Consider the following 16551-nt stretch of genomic DNA (forward strand, 5'->3'; position numbering starts at 1 on the left):
AAGGGCTGGAAACCAGAAAGGTCGAATATATCCATTGGTTTAAGGGTTGTTTTCGGTGAACCGACCAAAAGTATAACCGAAAACAAGACGAAAAAGCCCGTCGATCACCCGGCGGGCTTCCCCATGAACAGCTGAACGCAACAGCCTTGCCGAATCGTTCCCCATTTGTTCTAATGCCCACATGACCCAGCCTGATTCTCTTTGGCTCGCCCAGAACCTCCTCAATGCGCCCGGATGGGCGAGAGTAGCCCTTACAGCGCCTAACGAACGCCTACGCGAGCAAGCAGCCGTAGAACTGGCGCAGAGCCTTATCACAGCCATGGAACGCCCACCGACGATCCACGACTCCCGGCAAATGGCCCTGCCCTTGTGACGTGGGACATAACCTCAGATGGGACACGTTAGACGACTTCACGAAGCGTGACGCGAACCTCTACGCGCATTGCTTCATGTGCAATCACACTGCTGTTTTCTCCAGCCACAACCTAGCTGCGTTTTTCAGGGAGCGAGGCTGGAACACAGGAGTGTCGGGGCTTTACGGGAAGCTGGTCTGTCGTAAGTGCGGAACACCAGCGGGCAAGATCGGCCCATCACGCAGATTGCCTACCGTGCAGCCGAGTAGCCGCAAAAAGAGCCCGCTTCGCTATGGGGCAAAGCGGGCTTAGTTCAGGGCCGCTAAAAGAAGGGCTTCCGGGTCGCACGGACTTGTTATGTTCTCCTGAATCCTGCCTATTGTATAAATCCGACATCGCGCGGATTTTTGTTTCGGAAGCGCAAGAAATGACGAACGCGATCAAGGGCCGGGGCGCTACGCTCAACGCAGCAAGCAAACGCTTTAAGCTGCCTGAGCGCGTTGCTGATGGGGATTGGTTGGACGCTGTTGAGCAGATCGACGGGGACATTCCGCGCCCAAAAACAACGGTTCAGATCATCCATCCCAAGACAATTATTTCCAAAAATCAAAGCCCTGACCTTGGATTCACGCAGTCCATCAATACCGTGCAGGGATGCGAACATGGTTGCATCTACTGCTTTGCCCGTCCGACCCATGCCTATCACGACCTGTCCCCGGGCCTCGATTTCGAAACCCGCCTGTTTGCCAAACCCGATGCTGCGGCACTTCTCCGCAAGGAGCTTTCCAGAAAGTCTCATCTGGTCAGCCCGATCGCGATGGGCACCAACACAGATCCTTATCAGCCGATCGAACGAGATTGGAAGATTACCAGGCAATGCCTTGAAATATTATGGGAATGTCGACACCCAGTCTATATCACTACCAAATCCGACCGCATAGTGCGCGATCTGGATCTGTTGACCCGGTTGGCGCAGGAGCGGCTGGTCGCGGTGATGATTTCGGTGACCTCGCTGAACCCGCTCACGGCCCGAACATTGGAGCCGCGAGCGCCGCATCCGCTCCGGCGCGTGGAGGCTATCCGGACGCTGGCGCAGTCGGGCGTTCCGGTCGTGGCCAGCATATCCCCGATCATCCCTGCGATCACCGATCATGAAATAGAGGATATTATCGAGCGCGTCGCCTCAGCCGGTGCACTGGACGCCACCTATATTCCCGTCCGTCTGCCGCATGAAGTCGCACCTCTATTCCGCGCCTGGCTGGAGGAACATTATCCCGATCGCGCCGCCAAGGTGATGGCGATCATTCGCGACATAAGGGGCGGCCGGGACAATGACCCGAACTTTGGCAGCCGAATGCGCGGACGCGGTGTGTGGGCCGACCTGATCCGCGCCCGTTTCCAGAAAGCGCGCCGAAGAGCGGGCTTTACCGGCGAGCGGGTGACGTTGCGTACCGACCTGTTCCGACGACCGGAGGGCGATCAGATGAGCCTCTTTTGACAACCGCCAGATTTCACTGCGGGACGCCGCGGCGGACGGGCACCTATCCAGCGACCAGTCGCAAACCCGAACGGCGGTTGCGGGCGCGATAACCATCGGCCTTGGGCTCCATGCGTTCGAACGATCCGATGCGCAAACCTGCTATTGTCGCGATGCTGTCGACCTGATCGGCGCCGATCAGATAATCGTCGCCCAGGAACAGTCGCACCGCTCTGCCCCCGCCCACGGGCGCTCGCAGAAAGACTTCGCTCCGCCCTCCCTTGGTCCGTCCGAGCAGCTGGGCGAGCGTGTCGATCGCCGCTGCATCGCTCACGTCGACCACCAGTTCCATCCGCGAACTGTTGGCCAGTTGGCGGAAGGGCTCGACCCCCCGGATCGTAACGCGCGGCGTTTCTTCGCCCGGCATACGGTCCAATTCCACCATCAACAGCGCGCAATCGCCTTCGCGCGCCATATCCTCGATCGCCCTGCACGCATCTTCATCGAAGCAGCTTGCCTGAAACTGACCGCTGCTGTCGGAAAATGTGGCGGAAGCATAGCGTGCGCCCCGCTTGGTTTCGCGCCAGCGGACATCCTCGACCATCGCCGCCATCACGCCATTGGCGCGCCCGCCCTCCGCCACAGGTTCGGTGCATATGGCGCCATAGCTTTTCGCGCCACGGGCTTCCGCCAGATGCCGGTAGCGGTCGACCGGATGCGCGGAGAAATAAAAGCCGAATGCCTCCTTTTCCTGCGCCATGCGATCCGCCGTTGACCAGGTCTGATGCGGCGGAATGCGGACGTCGGCATGCGGCGTTTCGACATCTCCAAACAGGCCGCCCTGCCCGCTTTCCCTCGCCTCTGCAGCGCTGGAGGCAACACTGAGGATAGTCTCCGCCGCTGCATGGACACCCGCCCTGTCGGCATGCACGCCATCAAATGCGCCCGCGGCCGCCAGACTTTCCAACTGTCGTCGATTGAGCAGCCGCGGTTCGATCCGATCGGCAAAATCGTCCAGGGACTTGAACGGTCCGCCAGCGTCCCGCTCCGCCACGAGTTGCTCCATCGCCTTCTCACCTACGCCTTTCAGGCCGCCGAGCGCATAACGCACGGCAAAGCCCAGGCGCGGATCGTCGCCGTCATATTCCACCGCTTCGACCGAGAAATCCGCAAGGCTGCGGTTGATGTCCGGCGCAAGACAGTTCAGCCTCATGCGCCGCATGTCATCGACGAAAACGGTCAGCTTATCCGTCAGATGGATGTCGAAGGCCATGGAGGCGGCGTAGAATTCCGCCGGAAAATGCGCCTTCAGCCAGGCCGTCTGATAGGCGAGCAGCGCATAGGCGGCCGCATGCGACTTGTTGAAACCATAGCCCGCAAACTTGTCGATCAGGTCGAAAAGCTCATTTGCCTTCGCGGCCGCGATGTCGCTCTGTGCGCATCCTTCGACGAAGCGCGCGCGCTGCGCGTCCATCTCCGCCTTGATCTTCTTGCCCATGGCGCGGCGGAGAAGGTCGGCGTCGCCCAGCGAATAGCCTGCCAGGATCTGCGCGGCCTGCATCACCTGCTCCTGATAGACGAAGATGCCATAGGTTTCTTCGAGAATCGGTTTCAGCAGGATGTGGGGATATTCAATCTGTTCCTGCCCGTTCTTGCGACGGCCGAACATAGGGATATTGTCCATCGGCCCAGGGCGGTAGAGCGAAACAAGCGCGATGATGTCACCGAAATTGGTCGGGCGCACAGCGGCCAGCGTCTTGCGCATGCCCTCTGATTCCAACTGGAACACGCCGACCGTGTCGCCCCGCTGAAGCAGTTCATAGACGGCGGGATCATCCCAGCCGAGCGCATCAAGGTCGATCGCCACACCTCGGCCCGCGAGCAGTTGTACCGCCTTCTGCAGTACGGACAGCGTCTTGAGGCCCAGAAAGTCGAATTTCACCAGCCCCGCGCCCTCGACATATTTCATGTCGAACTGCGTCACCGGCATGTCCGATCGGGGATCTCGGTAAAGCGGCACAAGCTGGGACAATGGCCTGTCGCCGATCACCACACCGGCCGCATGGGTCGAACTGTGGCGGGGGAACCCCTCCAGCTTCATTGCGTAATCGATCAGCCGTTTGACCTGTGCGTCATTGTCATATTCCGCCCTGAACTCCGCAACGCCGTTCAGGGAGCGCTCCAGCGTCCAGGGGTCGGTCGGATGGTTGGGCACCAGCTTGGCCAGACGGTCGACCTGGCCGTAGCTCATCTGCAGGACGCGCCCGGTATCCTTCAGAACGGCGCGCGCCTTCAGCTTTCCGAAGGTGATGATCTGTGCGACATGGTCCGCGCCATATTTCTGCTGGACGTAGCGGATTACCTCGCCCCGCCGCGTTTCGCAGAAGTCGATGTCGAAGTCCGGCATGGAAACGCGTTCGGGGTTCAGGAAGCGTTCGAACAGCAACCCCAGTTGCAGCGGATCGAGATCCGTGATCGTCAGCGCCCAGGCGACGACCGATCCCGCACCCGAACCACGTCCCGGCCCCACCGGAATGTCATGATCTTTCGCCCATTTGATGAAGTCGGCCACGATCAGGAAATAGCCGGGGAAGCCCATCTGGATGATGATGTCGGTTTCGAACTGAAGCCGGTCGAAATAGGGCTTTCGCGCTTCCTCCCCGATGATGCCGGCCTTGGCAAGCCGCGCCTCCAGCCCCGCCGTCGCCTGCTCGCGCAGCATCTTCGCTTCGCCTTCTATGTCTCCGGCCAGGCTGGGCAATATGGGCTTGCGCTTGGGTGCCGCGACGGCGCAGCGCTGTGCGACCACCAGGGTGTTGGCGAGTGCTTCGGGCAGGTCCTCGAACAGCCGCTTCATTTCCGCCGCCGGCTTCATCCAGGCGTCGGGCGAACTGGTCCGTCGGTCGGACGTCTCGACATAGGCGCTGTCGGCGATGCAAAGCATCACATCATGCGCTTCATGGAAGTGCGGCTCGGCAAAGCAGGTCGGGTTGGTCGCGACCAGCGGCAGGTTGCGGGCATAGGCAAGGTCGAGCAGTTCATGTTCCGCCTTTCCCTCGACCGGGTCGAAGCGGCGACATATCTCGATATAGAGCCGGTCCGGGAACAGCGCTTCCAACCGCTTGGCATAGGCGAGCGCCGCAACCGGTTGATCCTCGGCAAAGAGCTGCGCCAGCGCGCCTTCCGCTCCAGCCGTCAGGGCGATCAGGCCGTCGGTACGCCCCGCCAGCATGTCGAGGCTGATATGCGGCACTTCCTCAACCGGACGGTCAAGATGCGCCATCGACACAAGCGCGCAGAGATTGTCATAGCCGGCCGTATCCTGCGCATAAAGCGCGATCCAGTCGTGAACCGGCGCCGCATTGGCCGGTCGATCGGGCCGCGAAATGCCGACCATGGCGCCGATGATCGGTTGCACCCCTTCGTCCTTGCAGGCGTCGGAAAAGGCCATGGAGCCATAAAGGCCGTTGCGGTCCGTGATCGCGGCGGCCGGAAAGCCCAGTGCCTTTGCCTGTTTGGCGATCTTCTTGGGATCGATCGCCCCTTCCAGCATGGTGAAAGATGAAAAGACGCGAAGGGGAACGAAACCGGCATGAGGCATGCGCTCATTTAGGCATTGCCGTCGATTCGGCACCAGCCCCCAGATGCAGAAAGTCGTGGGTAAATCACGCCGCCCTGGCCCGATGGTTAACATATCTCCAACTTTTGAGTCGCAAGATCGTCCGAGCCGGCCGGTGATCTCATCCGCCCGGCAAACGCTATCGCTCGGGATGATCATGCGCCTGTCTACCATCACCAATTATGCTTATGGCGCCACCGTGGCCCTCACCCTGGCTTCGGGTGCGGTCATGCTGATGGCGTCCAGCGCGGAGGAGAAGGAACGGGCTGCCGTCGAACAGCGCGCTATTTTCGACCAGTTGACCGCCACGCTGGCGGAAGACGCCTACAGGCAAACCGAACAGGCCCGTGCCTATGTGATTACGGGCGATCCGTCGCATATCATCGCCTATCAACGGGAGAAGGCGATGCTCCGTTCTGTCGAGCAACGAATCGCCCATCTGCGCGATCGCGGGGCCAGCGTCAGCGAACTCGCAGCATTGCAGCAGGGACTGCATTGGGCCGATGCGCTGACGGCTGAGCAGGAAGCGGCGATCAGCGCTGCCCAGAGGGGCGACGGGGAAACCGCGCGCACCATCCTCTTCGGTGACGAATATGGCCGCGAGCTGGATCGGATTGCCGCCCAGATTGGCAAGTTCCAGTATATGCTGGACCAGCGGACAGAGAATATCGTCAGTCAGGCTACCGAAGCGGCCCGCCGATGGCGGTTCGTGTCGGAAATCATGATGGGTGCAACAGCCCTGCTGTTCCTGTGCGTGCTCTACTTCATCCTGAAACAGCGCATATTGCGGCCGGTGGTGCGGTTGAGCGATGTCGTCACGCGCCTCGCCGCGCAGGATTATGCCGCCGTTCCGCCGGACTTTCCTCAGGTGGACGAGATCGGCGACATGGCCCAGGCCATCCGCATCTTTCGCGAAAACGGCCTGGAAAGGCAAAGACTGGAGCAGGAACGGGATGCCGACCGGATCACGCGCGACCAGCTCTCACGCATGACCCAACGCCTCCAGGGCTGTGACTGCACCGGCGACCTGGTCGAGGTTGTCCGGCGTTTCGCCCCGGAGATCGCCCCCGGTTTCGCCGGACGGCTCTACATTCACGACGCGCGACGCAACATGATGGTGCAGGCGTGCGACTGGTTGACGCCCCGTGAGTCGGGCCAGGAATTCGCGCCGACGACCTGCTGGGCGCTGCGGCGCGGGCAGATACACAAACCGACCGGCGAGCTGATCGACATTCCCTGCGAACATTTCGACGCGGCTCCGCAGATACGCACAATCTGCATCCCGCTGTCGGCGCAGGGTGAAAGCATCGGGCTACTCTATGTCGAGGAACCCGAGGATCGGACAGCCGAACAGATCGGGCGCACCGAAAAATATCTGGAAATGCTGGCGGAAAATATCGGCCTGGCACTCGCCAATCTGCGGCTTCGCGATGCATTGCGGCAGATGGCGATGGCGGATCCGTTGACCGGCCTTGCGAACCGCCGCCGGTTCGATGCGGTGTTCAAGGAGCAGGTGGCCCACGCCGAAAATTCCCTGTCACCGCTGGCCTGCCTGATGGTGGACATAGACCATTTCAAGCGGTTCAACGATGCGCATGGCCATGATGCGGGCGACGCTGTACTTCGCGCCGTGGGCGGCGTGCTGAACGACGCCTTGCGGGAGAAGGATTGCGCCTTCCGCCTGGGTGGAGAGGAGTTTGTGCTGCTGATGCCCGGCTTCGCGCAGGATCAGGCCATCGACCGCGCCCTGCAGGTGCAGCAGAAATTGCAGGCGCTGCGCGTCCATCATGAGGGCGAAGAACTGGGGCCGGTCACCGCCTCCTTCGGCCTTGCGGTCTTCCCCGAACATGGCCGTGCGGAAACGCTGGTCCGGACGGCGGATGCAGCATTGCTTCGCGCCAAGAACCAGGGACGCGATCAGATCGTCATCGCGACGATCCGCGATGCGGCGTCACATCACGCCTGAGCTTTCCTCCAGCTGCCCTTCGTGAAGACGCACGACCCGGTCCATTTTCTCCGCCAGTCTTTCATTATGCGTTGCCACCAGCGCTGCGGAGCCTTCCTCGCGCACCAGCCGCAGGAATTCGGCAAGCACGACATCGGCGGTCCGCTCGTCCAGGTTGCCGGTGGGCTCATCCGCCAGGACCAGTGCCGGCCGATTTGCCAGCGCCCGCGCCACGGCCACTCGCTGCTGCTCCCCGCCCGAAAGTTGGCTCGGGCGATGCTCCAGCCGATGGCCCAGCCCCAATGAGCCGAGCAGCGATTCTGCGCGGACGCGGGCTACCGCCATCTCCGCATCGCGGATCACCTGCGGCAATATGACATTCTCCACTGCGTTGAAGTCCGGCAGCAGATGGTGGAACTGGTAAACGAAACCAAGCGCATCCCTCCGCAGCCGCGTCCGCCCGTCATTGTCCAGCTTCGCCGCTTCCTCACCCGCAATGCGGATCGACCCGTCAAATCCGCCCTCCAACAGTCCGACCGCCTGGAGCAGCGTCGACTTTCCCGATCCCGACGGGCCGAGCAGCGCGACGATCTCACCCTGCCCTACAGACAGGTTGACGCCCCGCAGCACTTCAATCGTAACGCCGCCCTGGGTGAAGCTGCGCTTCAGGCCGGCGACCTGCAATATTTCATTCATAACGCAGTACCTGCACAGGATCGGTGTTGGCCGCCTTGAACGCTGGATAAAGCGTTGCCAGGAAGCTGAAGATCAGCGCCATTAGACAGATGGTGGCAATCTCCACAGGATCGGGCTTGGCAGGCAATTCGGTGAGAAAGCGGATCGAGGGATCCCAGAGATTCTGTCCCGTAAGGAACTGGATGGCGTTCACCACGCTCTGACGGAAGAACAGGAAAGTGAATCCCAGCACCATCCCGGCCGCCATGCCCAGCGCGCCGATCGTCACGCCGACGGTCATGAAGATCTTCACCAGGCCTCCGCGGCTGGCACCCATCGTACGCAGGATCGCGATATCGCGCGTCTTGGCGCGCACCAGCATGATCAAGGAGGAGAGGATGTTGAACACGGCCACCAGCACGATGATGGAAAGCACGACGAACATCGCGACGCGCTCCACCGCAAGCGCTTCGAACAGGGACGCATTCATCTGCCGCCAGTCGGTGATGATTGCGCGACCGGCGACCTTTCCTGCCAGCGGCTCCAATATGGCGGCCACCTGATCGGCGTTCACCGTCTCGACCTCGATCATGCTGACAACGTCACCCAGCAGCAGCAATGTCTGCGCATCCTCCACCGGCATGACGACGAAGGCCTTGTCATAATCGTAGATGCCGACCTCGAAAATGGCGGCCACCTGATAGGAAACCTGTCGCGGTACGGTGCCGAAGGGCGTCGAACGGCCAGCCGGATTGATGATGGTGATATTGTCGCCCAACTGGATGCCAAGATTTTCGGCTAGGCGCGATCCAATCGCCACCTTGCCGCTATTGGGCGTGAGCGCGCTCAGGCTGCCCGCGACGACCTTTGCCTTGAGTGTTGCATTATTGCGGATGTCGTTCACGGTCATGCCCCGCACCAGCACCGCTTCGACCCGCCCCTGAAAGCTGCCGAGCAGCGGCTGCTCGATCAGGGGCGTGGCGCTGGTGACGCCGGGCGTCGCCTTCGCTTCCTTCAATATGGCCTTCCAGTCAGGCAACCGCCCGCCATAGCCCTGGACGACGGCATGGCCGTTGAGGCCGACAATCTTGTCGAAAAGTTCCGCGCGAAAACCGTTCATCACGCTCATCACAATGATCAGCGCCGCAACGCCCAGCATCACCGCGACCAGGCTGATGCCGGCGACGAGGAAGATGAAACCCTCCCCCTTTCCGGGCAGCAGATATCGCTTTGCAATCATGCGTTCGTATCGGGTCAGAATCATGATGGCGCGAATGGCCTCTCGATAGGGACAGGCAGCCCGTCTAGCATGCTCTCGACCGACGGCAAGCATTGCCGAATTGTTGCAATGGGGCCACAGCCTCTCAGGGAAAATATCGGCGCCCGGAAATAGCCCGTGACAGCGGCCTGCTCTATCCATAGCACATGCTGCGAAGCACAGGTAAATGGCCGTGGTTCAGGGATACTGCATCCCGCTTCAAGCTTAGGGGGCTGAGAAGTGGTTGAGGCAGGCCAAGGGGGAGACGAGAAATCGTCCATCAGTACCCGGGTCGTGGCAGCGCGGCCCGGGTACTTTTATTTTCAAACCTGAACAGCCCGCCATCCGGACGCTTTCTGACGCAGGCATAACGAGTATTGCGTCCTGACATGACCTTCGTCCTGCCATCGAAAATCCCGTTATCCGACCACTTGAAACCCTTTTCTCCCAAACCATATCCCATCCGTCCGGCCGCCACATGGGGTTGGACATGGTACCGCCGGATGCCTTGTTCTGGGTCCGGCATGTTCATTTTGCTCTTTGGGAGATTATGACAATGCGTGGTTTTGACCTTACCCCCTATCGTCGCTCGACCGTCGGCTTCGACCGTCTTTTCGACCTTATCGAAAACAACGCCAGGTTGAGCCAGGGCGACAATTATCCCCCGTTCAACATCGAACGGATTTCCGAAGATCGCTATCGCGTTACGCTGGCCGTCGCAGGCTTCCGTACGGACGAGATCGACATCACTGCCCAGCAGAACCTGCTTCAGGTCACCGGGCGCAAGGAAGATTCGCAGGGCGGCGACCGCTCGCGTTTCCTACATGTCGGCATCGCCAATCGCAGCTTCGAGCGCCGCTTTGAACTCGCTGATTTCGTGCGGGTCGAAAAGGCCGATCTGGCTGATGGTCTGCTGACGATCGAACTCGTCCGCGAAGTGCCAGAGGCCATGAAGCCGAAGAAGATTGCGATCAACGGCGGTCAGCTAGTTGAAATCAATGCCGACCGCGACGCGGCCTGATACGCCGCTTTGAACGATGGGGCGCGGCAGCTCTTGCCGCGCCTTTTCTCAGATTTCGACCTGACTACCCAATTCGACCACGCGATTGGTCGGCAGGCGGAAAAATTCCATCGCACTTTCCGCATTGCGCAGCATCCACGCGAAAATCTTCTCACGCCATAGCGGCATGCCGGGCTTGGCGGACGGCAGCAGAGTCTGGCGGGCCAGGAAGAAGCTGGTGTCCATCATCCTGAACGCCTGACCGCAGCCCGTGACATTCTTGAGCGCGGCGGGAACGTCGGGTTCCTGCATGAAGCCATATTGCAGGACCAGCCGGAAGAATCCGCGACCCAGATCCTCCAGCTTGCAGCGTCCGTCATCCTCGACGGCCGGCACGTCCCTGATCTTGACGGTCAGAAGGATGACGCGCTCATGCAGCACCTTGTTGTGCTTGAGATTATGCAACAGGGCGTGGGGCACGCCATCGGGCGTGGAGGTCATGAACACCGCCGTCCCGGGCACGCGAACCGCGCTGTTCGCAGCGGAAGCGACGAAGACCGGGATAGGCATGGCGGCTTCGCGCAAACGATCCTGCACCAGCCGGCGCCCGCGCGACCAGGTGGTGAGCAGGGTGAAGATCACGAAACCAATTAACAACGGGAACCAGCCGCCGGCCGGCACCTTCGTGAAATTGGCCGCAAGATAGGCGCCGTCCACCAGGAACAGCACGGTCAACAGCGGCGCAGAATAATACCACGGCCATTTCCACAGGCGATAGAGCAGCACCGTCAGCAGAACATTGTCGATGAACATCGCACCCGTCACCGCGATGCCATAGGCTGCGGTGAGATTGGACGAGGTCTGGAACACCAGTACCAGCAGGATCACCATGACCATCAGCCCCCAATTGATCAGGGGTATGTAGATCTGCCCGGCGGTCGAGGCATTGGTGTGCGCGATCCGCAGACGCGGCATGAAACCAAGCTGGATCGCCTGCTGCGTGACTGAAAAAGCGCCGGAGATCACCGCCTGGCTGGCGATGATCGCCGCAAGCGTCGCCAGACCGACCAGCGGCAATTGCGCCCATTGCGGCGCCAGATAATAGAAGGGGCTATGAAGAGCTGCCGTACCCTCGCGGAACAACAGCGCGCCCTGCCCCATATAGTTCATCATCAGCGCCGGGAGCACGAAGGCCAGCCACGACACGCGGATCGGGCTGCGCCCGAAATGGCCCATATCTGCGTAAAGTGCTTCGGCGCCCGTAACCGCCAGCACGACAGCACCCAATGCCAGGAATGCGGGCAGCGGGTCGGTGACGAAGAACATGACCGCCCAATAGGGATTGAAGGCATAAAGAATGCCCGGTGTCCTGACGATGCTGATGATGCCCAAGACCGCGATGGTGACGAAATAGAACATCATGATCGGCCCGAACAGCGATGCCACGCGGTTGGTCCCCAATCCCTGTATCCAGAACAGGCCGAGAAGGATGATGATCGCGGCCGGCAGAATGAGGGGTGCAAGGTTGCTGTTGTAAACCGCCAGCCCTTCGACCGCGGACAGCACCGACACCGCCGGTGTTATCATCGAATCGCCGTAGAACAGTGACGTCGCAAAGACGCCCAGCAGGACGATACCGCGGGACCATCGCTGAGTCCTGGTTTGACCGTTGATGAGGGCAAGCAGGGCCAGACTGCCCCCTTCCCCCTTGTTGTCGGCACGCATGATGACGGTCACATATTTGAGCGTCACAACCAGCATCATCGACCAGAACATGAGGCTGATGACGCCCAATATATGGTCTGGATCGAGATCCAGATGATGATGCCCGGCAAAGGTTTCCCGGAATGCGTAGAGCGGACTGGTGCCGATGTCGCCGAACACGATGCCGATCGCGCCGACGACCAGCTTCATTGTCGCTTTTTGCCCGGCATGGCCGTGATCCTGGGCGCTTTCGTCATCGGCGCGCGCGGCGCCCGCGATCTCGTCAGCCATGAAGAAAATGCCGAATTGTCATGATCTTTGGATACCCGAACGGGGAAGCGGCCCGTCTTGTCATTCCATAAGCCCCCGCAAACCGCCGCGCCCTATCACGGCTGCGGGATGGTGGCAATGATGCCGCAGACGCCGCAACCGGCTACTGGCTTCCAGACGCCAGCATGGCATCGATACGCGCAATATTGGCTTCGAGTTCCTTCTTGACCTCGCTGTCTTCAGGCGCGCTGGCGGCAAGTGGCGCCCAAAGCGCCCGGGCTTCCTTGAGCTGGCCCGCGCGGGCCAGCGCCAATCCGTAGAAATAACGCGGCGCTGGCCCTTCAGGATCAATCGCCATCGACCGGCGATAGGCAAAATCGGCAGCGGGAGAGAGCACGCCGCCCGCATGCGCGACCAGCGCATTACCAAATCCCAGCCAAAGATTGGGGTCGTCTGGCGCCTCGCGCAGGCCGGACAGCAACACATTGGCCGCTTCCTTCGTTTTCCCCTGCCGCCCGAGACCGTCCGAGACCATGAGCCACGGGCCTGCCTTGCCATAGCGCTCGGCAAGGCCGCGGCGCTGCTCGGCGAGTCTTTCGTCGAAGGCGACAGCGCCCTCTGCTGCCGGCTGCCGGGGCGAACCCGCCAGCCCCGGACGCCCCTGCCAGGCATAGCCGGCCAGTCCCAACAACAGCGCAGCGGCCGTAATTTCCCAAGCTGTCCGCGGTATGCGGCCGATTGCGACCAGCGCGATGCTGACCAGGGCCAACAACCCAATGGCGATGATCCAGCCGATCATGACCGGCGTCTCCGCCTGATCCGCCCGCGCAGCAGCAGCAGCCCCAATCCCAGGAGAATCAGCGGCGCGGCCCAGAGCGGCCAGAGGATCGGATCGGCCGTCGGCTCATAGCTCACCCAGTCGCCATAGCGTTCGATCAGCCAGGCGCGGATATGTTCCGGCGCCTCGCCGGCCATGATGCGTTCGCGAATCTGGGAACGCATGTCACCGGCCATGCTGGCGTTACTGTCGGCTATGGACTGGCTCTGACAGGTAAGGCAGCGAATCGTTTCCATCAGCGTCCGCGCCTTTCTTTCCAGCGCCGGATCCTCGATCTGCCGGTCGGCATAGGGCGCGGGCGGCAGCGCCGACTGCGCAAGCGCAGGCGCATTCAGCAGCAGCGCCAGGAGGACGATCAGCATCCTCATTGGGCATTCCTCAGTCGGTCGAGGATCATCGGAACGTCATCCTCGCGAATGTCGCCGACATGCTGATATGCGATGCGCCCTTTGCCATCGATGATGAAGCTTTCGGGAACGCCGGACGATCCCATGGCGATCTGCACCTCGCTGCGTGCATCCAGCCCAATGCGGGAATAGGGATTGCCGTAACGGTTGAGGAAGGCATCGACATCAGGCCGGGCGTCGCGGATGGCGATGGCGTCTATTTCCACACCAGCCCGCTTGAGCGCCAGCAACTGCGGCGCTTCGGCGGCGCAAGGCACGCACCAGCTCGCGAAGATGTTGAGCAGGCGCGGTTTACCGGTCGCAAATTCCCCGCTTTGCAGCGGTGGGCGGTCGCTCGCGGCGGCAGGCAGGACGAAGGCCGGCAATGGCTTGCCCACCAGTTTCGAGCTGATGATCCGATCGTCCGGGCGCAGCAGCCCGCTTGCAAACAGCCCGAAAAATCCAAGAAACAGCGCCAGCGGCAGCCAGATCAGCAGCTTTTTCATGCGGCATTCTCCGCAGCCTTGCGCGCGCGCCATTTGAGCAGCCATCCGCGTCGTTCGCGTCCGACCAGCGCCAGCGCTCCGCCAAGGGCGATCAGGAAGCCACCGAACCAGATCAGCGTCACGAACGGCTTCCACCAGACGCGAAGCTGCCAGCGGCCTTCGTCCGCCTCCTGCCCCAATACGACATAAAGCTGCCCGTCCCAGCGCGTGAGCAGAGCCGCCTCCGTCGTGGTGGTCGGTGGCGAAGCAAAGAAGCGCGACTGCGGATGGATAAGGACCGGCTCCCCACCGCCTCGACTGGCTTCCATATCCGCCTGGAGCGCGGTCCAGTTATCGCCCGCGATCGGCAGGATCTGCCTGAAGCGAAGCGTCCAGCCCGCGATCTCCACCCGATCGCCCGGCCGGGCAGCGACCAGCTTTTCCAAGGTGAACGCCGAATCGCAAGCCATGCCGGCAAGGCTGACCGCGCAGCCCAGATGCGCGATCACCATGCCCCAGGTGAAAAGTGGCGTCCGCCACAGATTGCGCTTCCAAAGCGGTGCGACGCTGCCCACCGCGACGGCCAGAGCGATCACCAGACCAAGAAAGGGCAATATGCCGATCCGGCCCCAGGCAAATACCGCCAGGGCGAGGAACACCAGCCCGGCCGCCACCATTGGAACGGTAATGCGGCGGGTCACCTCCCGCATCCGGTCACGCCGCCAGCGAGTCAGCGGCCCCAGCACCATGGCGATCATCAGCACCAACGCCACGGGTCCGGCGATACGGTCGAAATAGGGTGCGCCCACCGACACCTTGTGCCCAAAGGCCTCAGTCAGCAGCGGATAGAGCGTGCCGACCAGCACCAGCCCTAAAATCACGGACAGCAGCAGGTTGTTGACGACCAGCATGGTTTCCCGGCTGACCAGTTCGAACGGCGCACCCTCGCGGACTGCGCCCACGCGCCAGCCGAACAGCGCCAGCGCACCACCAATGTAGATGCCCAAAAGCGCCAGGATGAAGGTTCCGCGCTCCGGATCGACGGCAAAGGCATGAACGCTGGTCAAAATGCCCGACCGGACGAGGAACGTGCCCACCATCGACATGGAGAAGGCGATCACCGCCAGCATCACTGTCCAGGCCCGTAGCGCGTCCCGAGTTGCCAGCACCGTTACGCTATGCAGTAGCGCTGTCGCCGCCAGCCACGGCATGAGCGAGGCGTTTTCCACGGGATCCCAGAACCACCAGCCACCCCAACCCAGCTCATAATAGGCCCAATAGCTGCCTGCCGTGATACCAAGCGTCAGCAATATCCATGCGCCCAGCACCCAAGGCCGCATTGCGCGCGCAAAGGCCGCGTCGACCTGCCGGGTCAACAAGGCGCCGACCGCAAAGGAGAAGGCGACGGACAAGCCGACATAGCCGAGATAAAGCGTCGGTGGGTGAAACGCCAGGCCGGGGTCCTGCAACAGCGGGTTCAACCCCTGCCCATCCGGGGCAGGCGGATCGATCCGCGCAAAGGGATTGGAGGCGAAAAGCAGAAATGCATAGAAGCCGAGGCTGATCGCAGCCTGCCCGCCCAACGTCGCCATATGCGTGTCGCGTCGCAAGGCGCGCTCAAACAGGGCGACGGCCGAACCAGCGACGCCCATCACCGTGACCCACAGCAGCATCGACCCTTCATGATTGCCCCAGGTCCCGGCGAATTTGTACAGCCATGGTTTCATGGAATGACTGTTGCTGGCGACCAGCAGGACCGACATGTCGGACCGCAGGAACAGGGTTATCAGCAGGGCGAACGCCAGTGCCGTCAGCACGCCCTGCGCCACCGCCACGGGACGGACCGCGCCGAGCAGATCGCTCTTGCCCCCTGCCAGGCCGATCGCCGCGAGAGCCAGTTGCAGCAGCGCCAACGATGCGGCCAACCATAATGCGGCCAGGCCGGATTCAGCGATCATGTGCGCCTCGCTTCACCGATCCACCTTCATCTTGTGGGTCTTCTCATCATAGCTCATGCCTTCCAGCTCACGAGGCATGTAACGTTCGTCATGCTTGGCCAGCAGGTTTGTCGCCTGGAAAGTGCCGGCGGCATCGAACGCTCCTTCAGCGACGACGCCGGATCCTTCGCGGAAAAGGTCGGGGGTGATTCCCTTGAAGCTCGCGGGAACGGTGGACTTGCCATCGGTGACGTTGAAACGGATGGTGACGCCGTCGCTGGCGCGCTTCAGGCTCCCCTTCACCACCATTCCGCCCAGCCTGATCGCCTTGCCCGGCTCGACACCCTTCGTCTTCACGTCGTAGGGCGCGTAGAAATAGGCCGCCTCATCCTTCAGCGCGGAAGCGGCGAGCAGACCCGCACCAATGAGCGCGACGAGCGCCACCACGGCAAGGACCAGCCTTTGATGCTTTGCCTTCATGGCCTGTCCGCCGATGCCCTGCTTTCAGCGCCCTGCATCGCCCGCCAGCTGAGCAGGCTGATTAAGCCCGTACCCAGAAAGGTGAGCGCATAGGCGCCGATCACGAAAGCCCACTGGTTCATAT

14 protein-coding genes are annotated in these 16551 nt (G+C 61.7%); 4 read left to right on the forward strand and 10 right to left on the reverse strand.

The window, feature by feature from the left end; translation table 11 throughout:
• Window positions 1-181 precede the first annotated feature (181 nt).
• A complete protein-coding gene (locus MRBLSP13_RS11990; RefSeq protein ID WP_363754675.1) occupies window positions 182-373 on the forward strand; it encodes a DUF6771 family protein in 192 nt (63 codons plus the stop codon).
• Window positions 374-780: 407 nt separating this feature from the next.
• Window positions 781-1851 carry a PA0069 family radical SAM protein gene (locus MRBLSP13_RS11995; RefSeq protein ID WP_363755238.1) on the forward strand — a complete coding sequence of 357 codons (1071 nt, stop codon included), beginning with the start codon at window positions 781-783 and terminating at the stop codon, window positions 1849-1851.
• Between the two features lie 43 nt (window positions 1852-1894).
• Here the strand turns inward: MRBLSP13_RS11995 and dnaE are convergent, their stop codons facing one another.
• On the reverse strand, window positions 1895-5431 hold the full coding sequence (gene dnaE, locus MRBLSP13_RS12000; RefSeq protein ID WP_363754678.1) for a DNA polymerase III subunit alpha: 3537 nt from the start codon (window positions 5429-5431) through the stop codon (window positions 1895-1897).
• Window positions 5432-5606: 175 nt separating this feature from the next.
• On the opposite strand from dnaE, the gene MRBLSP13_RS12005 reads away from it, so the two are divergent.
• Entirely contained in the window at window positions 5607-7415 is a 1809-nt protein-coding gene (locus MRBLSP13_RS12005; RefSeq protein WP_363734758.1) for a diguanylate cyclase, read from the forward strand.
• Here MRBLSP13_RS12005 and MRBLSP13_RS12010 read toward each other — a convergent pair.
• Together MRBLSP13_RS12010 and MRBLSP13_RS12015 are read right to left on the reverse strand one after the other, a co-directional pair.
• Window positions 7401-8090, reverse strand: a complete 690-nt coding sequence (locus MRBLSP13_RS12010; protein ID WP_133652068.1) for an ABC transporter ATP-binding protein — start codon at window positions 8088-8090, stop codon at window positions 7401-7403. The two genes, MRBLSP13_RS12005 and MRBLSP13_RS12010, sit on opposite strands and share 15 nt — an antisense overlap.
• Complete coding sequence (locus MRBLSP13_RS12015; RefSeq protein ID WP_363754682.1) at window positions 8083-9333, reverse strand: lipoprotein-releasing ABC transporter permease subunit; 1251 nt, start codon at window positions 9331-9333, stop codon at window positions 8083-8085. The genes MRBLSP13_RS12010 and MRBLSP13_RS12015 overlap by 8 nt, the downstream gene beginning before the upstream one ends.
• Window positions 9334-9883: 550 nt before the next feature.
• On the opposite strand from MRBLSP13_RS12015, the gene MRBLSP13_RS12020 reads away from it, so the two are divergent.
• Window positions 9884-10348 (forward strand): Hsp20 family protein, encoded by a 465-nt coding sequence (locus MRBLSP13_RS12020; protein WP_363734755.1) that lies wholly within the window; start codon window positions 9884-9886, stop codon window positions 10346-10348.
• 48 nt (window positions 10349-10396) lie between these two features.
• Here the strand turns inward: MRBLSP13_RS12020 and MRBLSP13_RS12025 are convergent, their stop codons facing one another.
• From MRBLSP13_RS12025 to MRBLSP13_RS12055, 7 genes are all read right to left on the reverse strand, one after another.
• The gene (locus tag MRBLSP13_RS12025; protein ID WP_363734754.1) at window positions 10397-12322 is read right to left on the reverse strand and encodes a potassium transporter Kup; all 1926 of its coding nucleotides are present in this window, start codon (window positions 12320-12322) and stop codon (window positions 10397-10399) included.
• A gap of 142 nt (window positions 12323-12464) precedes the next feature.
• Complete coding sequence (locus tag MRBLSP13_RS12030) at window positions 12465-13100, reverse strand: tetratricopeptide repeat protein (RefSeq protein WP_363734753.1); 636 nt, start codon at window positions 13098-13100, stop codon at window positions 12465-12467.
• Complete coding sequence (locus MRBLSP13_RS12035) at window positions 13097-13507, reverse strand: cytochrome c-type biogenesis protein (protein ID WP_363734751.1); 411 nt, start codon at window positions 13505-13507, stop codon at window positions 13097-13099. The genes MRBLSP13_RS12030 and MRBLSP13_RS12035 overlap by 4 nt, the downstream gene beginning before the upstream one ends.
• Complete coding sequence (locus MRBLSP13_RS12040) at window positions 13504-14031, reverse strand: redoxin family protein (RefSeq protein ID WP_363734749.1); 528 nt, start codon at window positions 14029-14031, stop codon at window positions 13504-13506. Before MRBLSP13_RS12040 ends, MRBLSP13_RS12035 begins: the two co-directional genes overlap by 4 nt.
• Window positions 14028-15968, reverse strand: coding sequence for a heme lyase CcmF/NrfE family subunit (locus MRBLSP13_RS12045; RefSeq protein ID WP_363734748.1), 1941 nt, complete (start codon window positions 15966-15968; stop codon window positions 14028-14030). The genes MRBLSP13_RS12040 and MRBLSP13_RS12045 overlap by 4 nt, the downstream gene beginning before the upstream one ends.
• A 12-nt stretch (window positions 15969-15980) precedes the next feature.
• Window positions 15981-16427 (reverse strand): cytochrome c maturation protein CcmE, encoded by a 447-nt coding sequence (ccmE, locus tag MRBLSP13_RS12050; RefSeq protein ID WP_363734747.1) that lies wholly within the window; start codon window positions 16425-16427, stop codon window positions 15981-15983.
• Window positions 16424-16549, reverse strand: coding sequence for a hypothetical protein (locus tag MRBLSP13_RS12055; RefSeq protein WP_363734745.1), 126 nt, complete (start codon window positions 16547-16549; stop codon window positions 16424-16426). Before MRBLSP13_RS12055 ends, ccmE begins: the two co-directional genes overlap by 4 nt.
• Between the last annotated feature and the right edge of the window lie 2 nt (window positions 16550-16551).

Source organism: Sphingobium sp. LSP13-1-1.1 (genome assembly GCF_040676415.1).
Taxonomy (GTDB): domain Bacteria; phylum Pseudomonadota; class Alphaproteobacteria; order Sphingomonadales; family Sphingomonadaceae; genus Sphingobium.

Excerpts from the sequence above, each read along its gene's own strand:
- MRBLSP13_RS12030 (WP_363734753.1), bottom strand. The coding sequence starts at position 13,100 with ATGATCGGCTGGATCATCGCCATTGGGTTGTTGGCCCTGGTCAGCATC.
- MRBLSP13_RS11995 (WP_363755238.1), top strand. The coding sequence starts at position 781 with ATGACGAACGCGATCAAGGGCCGGGGCGCTACGCTCAACGCAGCAAGC.
- dnaE (WP_363754678.1), bottom strand. The coding sequence starts at position 5,431 with ATGCCTCATGCCGGTTTCGTTCCCCTTCGCGTCTTTTCATCTTTCACC.
- MRBLSP13_RS12025 (WP_363734754.1), bottom strand. The coding sequence starts at position 12,322 with ATGGCTGACGAGATCGCGGGCGCCGCGCGCGCCGATGACGAAAGCGCC.
- MRBLSP13_RS11990 (WP_363754675.1), top strand. The coding sequence starts at position 182 with ATGACCCAGCCTGATTCTCTTTGGCTCGCCCAGAACCTCCTCAATGCG.
- MRBLSP13_RS12040 (WP_363734749.1), bottom strand. The coding sequence starts at position 14,031 with ATGAAAAAGCTGCTGATCTGGCTGCCGCTGGCGCTGTTTCTTGGATTT.
- MRBLSP13_RS12045 (WP_363734748.1), bottom strand. The coding sequence starts at position 15,968 with ATGATCGCTGAATCCGGCCTGGCCGCATTATGGTTGGCCGCATCGTTG.
- MRBLSP13_RS12020 (WP_363734755.1), top strand. The coding sequence starts at position 9,884 with ATGCGTGGTTTTGACCTTACCCCCTATCGTCGCTCGACCGTCGGCTTC.
- MRBLSP13_RS12010 (WP_133652068.1), bottom strand. The coding sequence starts at position 8,090 with ATGAATGAAATATTGCAGGTCGCCGGCCTGAAGCGCAGCTTCACCCAG.
- MRBLSP13_RS12055 (WP_363734745.1), bottom strand. The coding sequence starts at position 16,549 with ATGAACCAGTGGGCTTTCGTGATCGGCGCCTATGCGCTCACCTTTCTG.
- ccmE (WP_363734747.1), bottom strand. The coding sequence starts at position 16,427 with ATGAAGGCAAAGCATCAAAGGCTGGTCCTTGCCGTGGTGGCGCTCGTC.
- MRBLSP13_RS12015 (WP_363754682.1), bottom strand. The coding sequence starts at position 9,333 with ATGATTCTGACCCGATACGAACGCATGATTGCAAAGCGATATCTGCTG.
- MRBLSP13_RS12035 (WP_363734751.1), bottom strand. The coding sequence starts at position 13,507 with ATGAGGATGCTGATCGTCCTCCTGGCGCTGCTGCTGAATGCGCCTGCG.
- MRBLSP13_RS12005 (WP_363734758.1), top strand. The coding sequence starts at position 5,607 with ATGCGCCTGTCTACCATCACCAATTATGCTTATGGCGCCACCGTGGCC.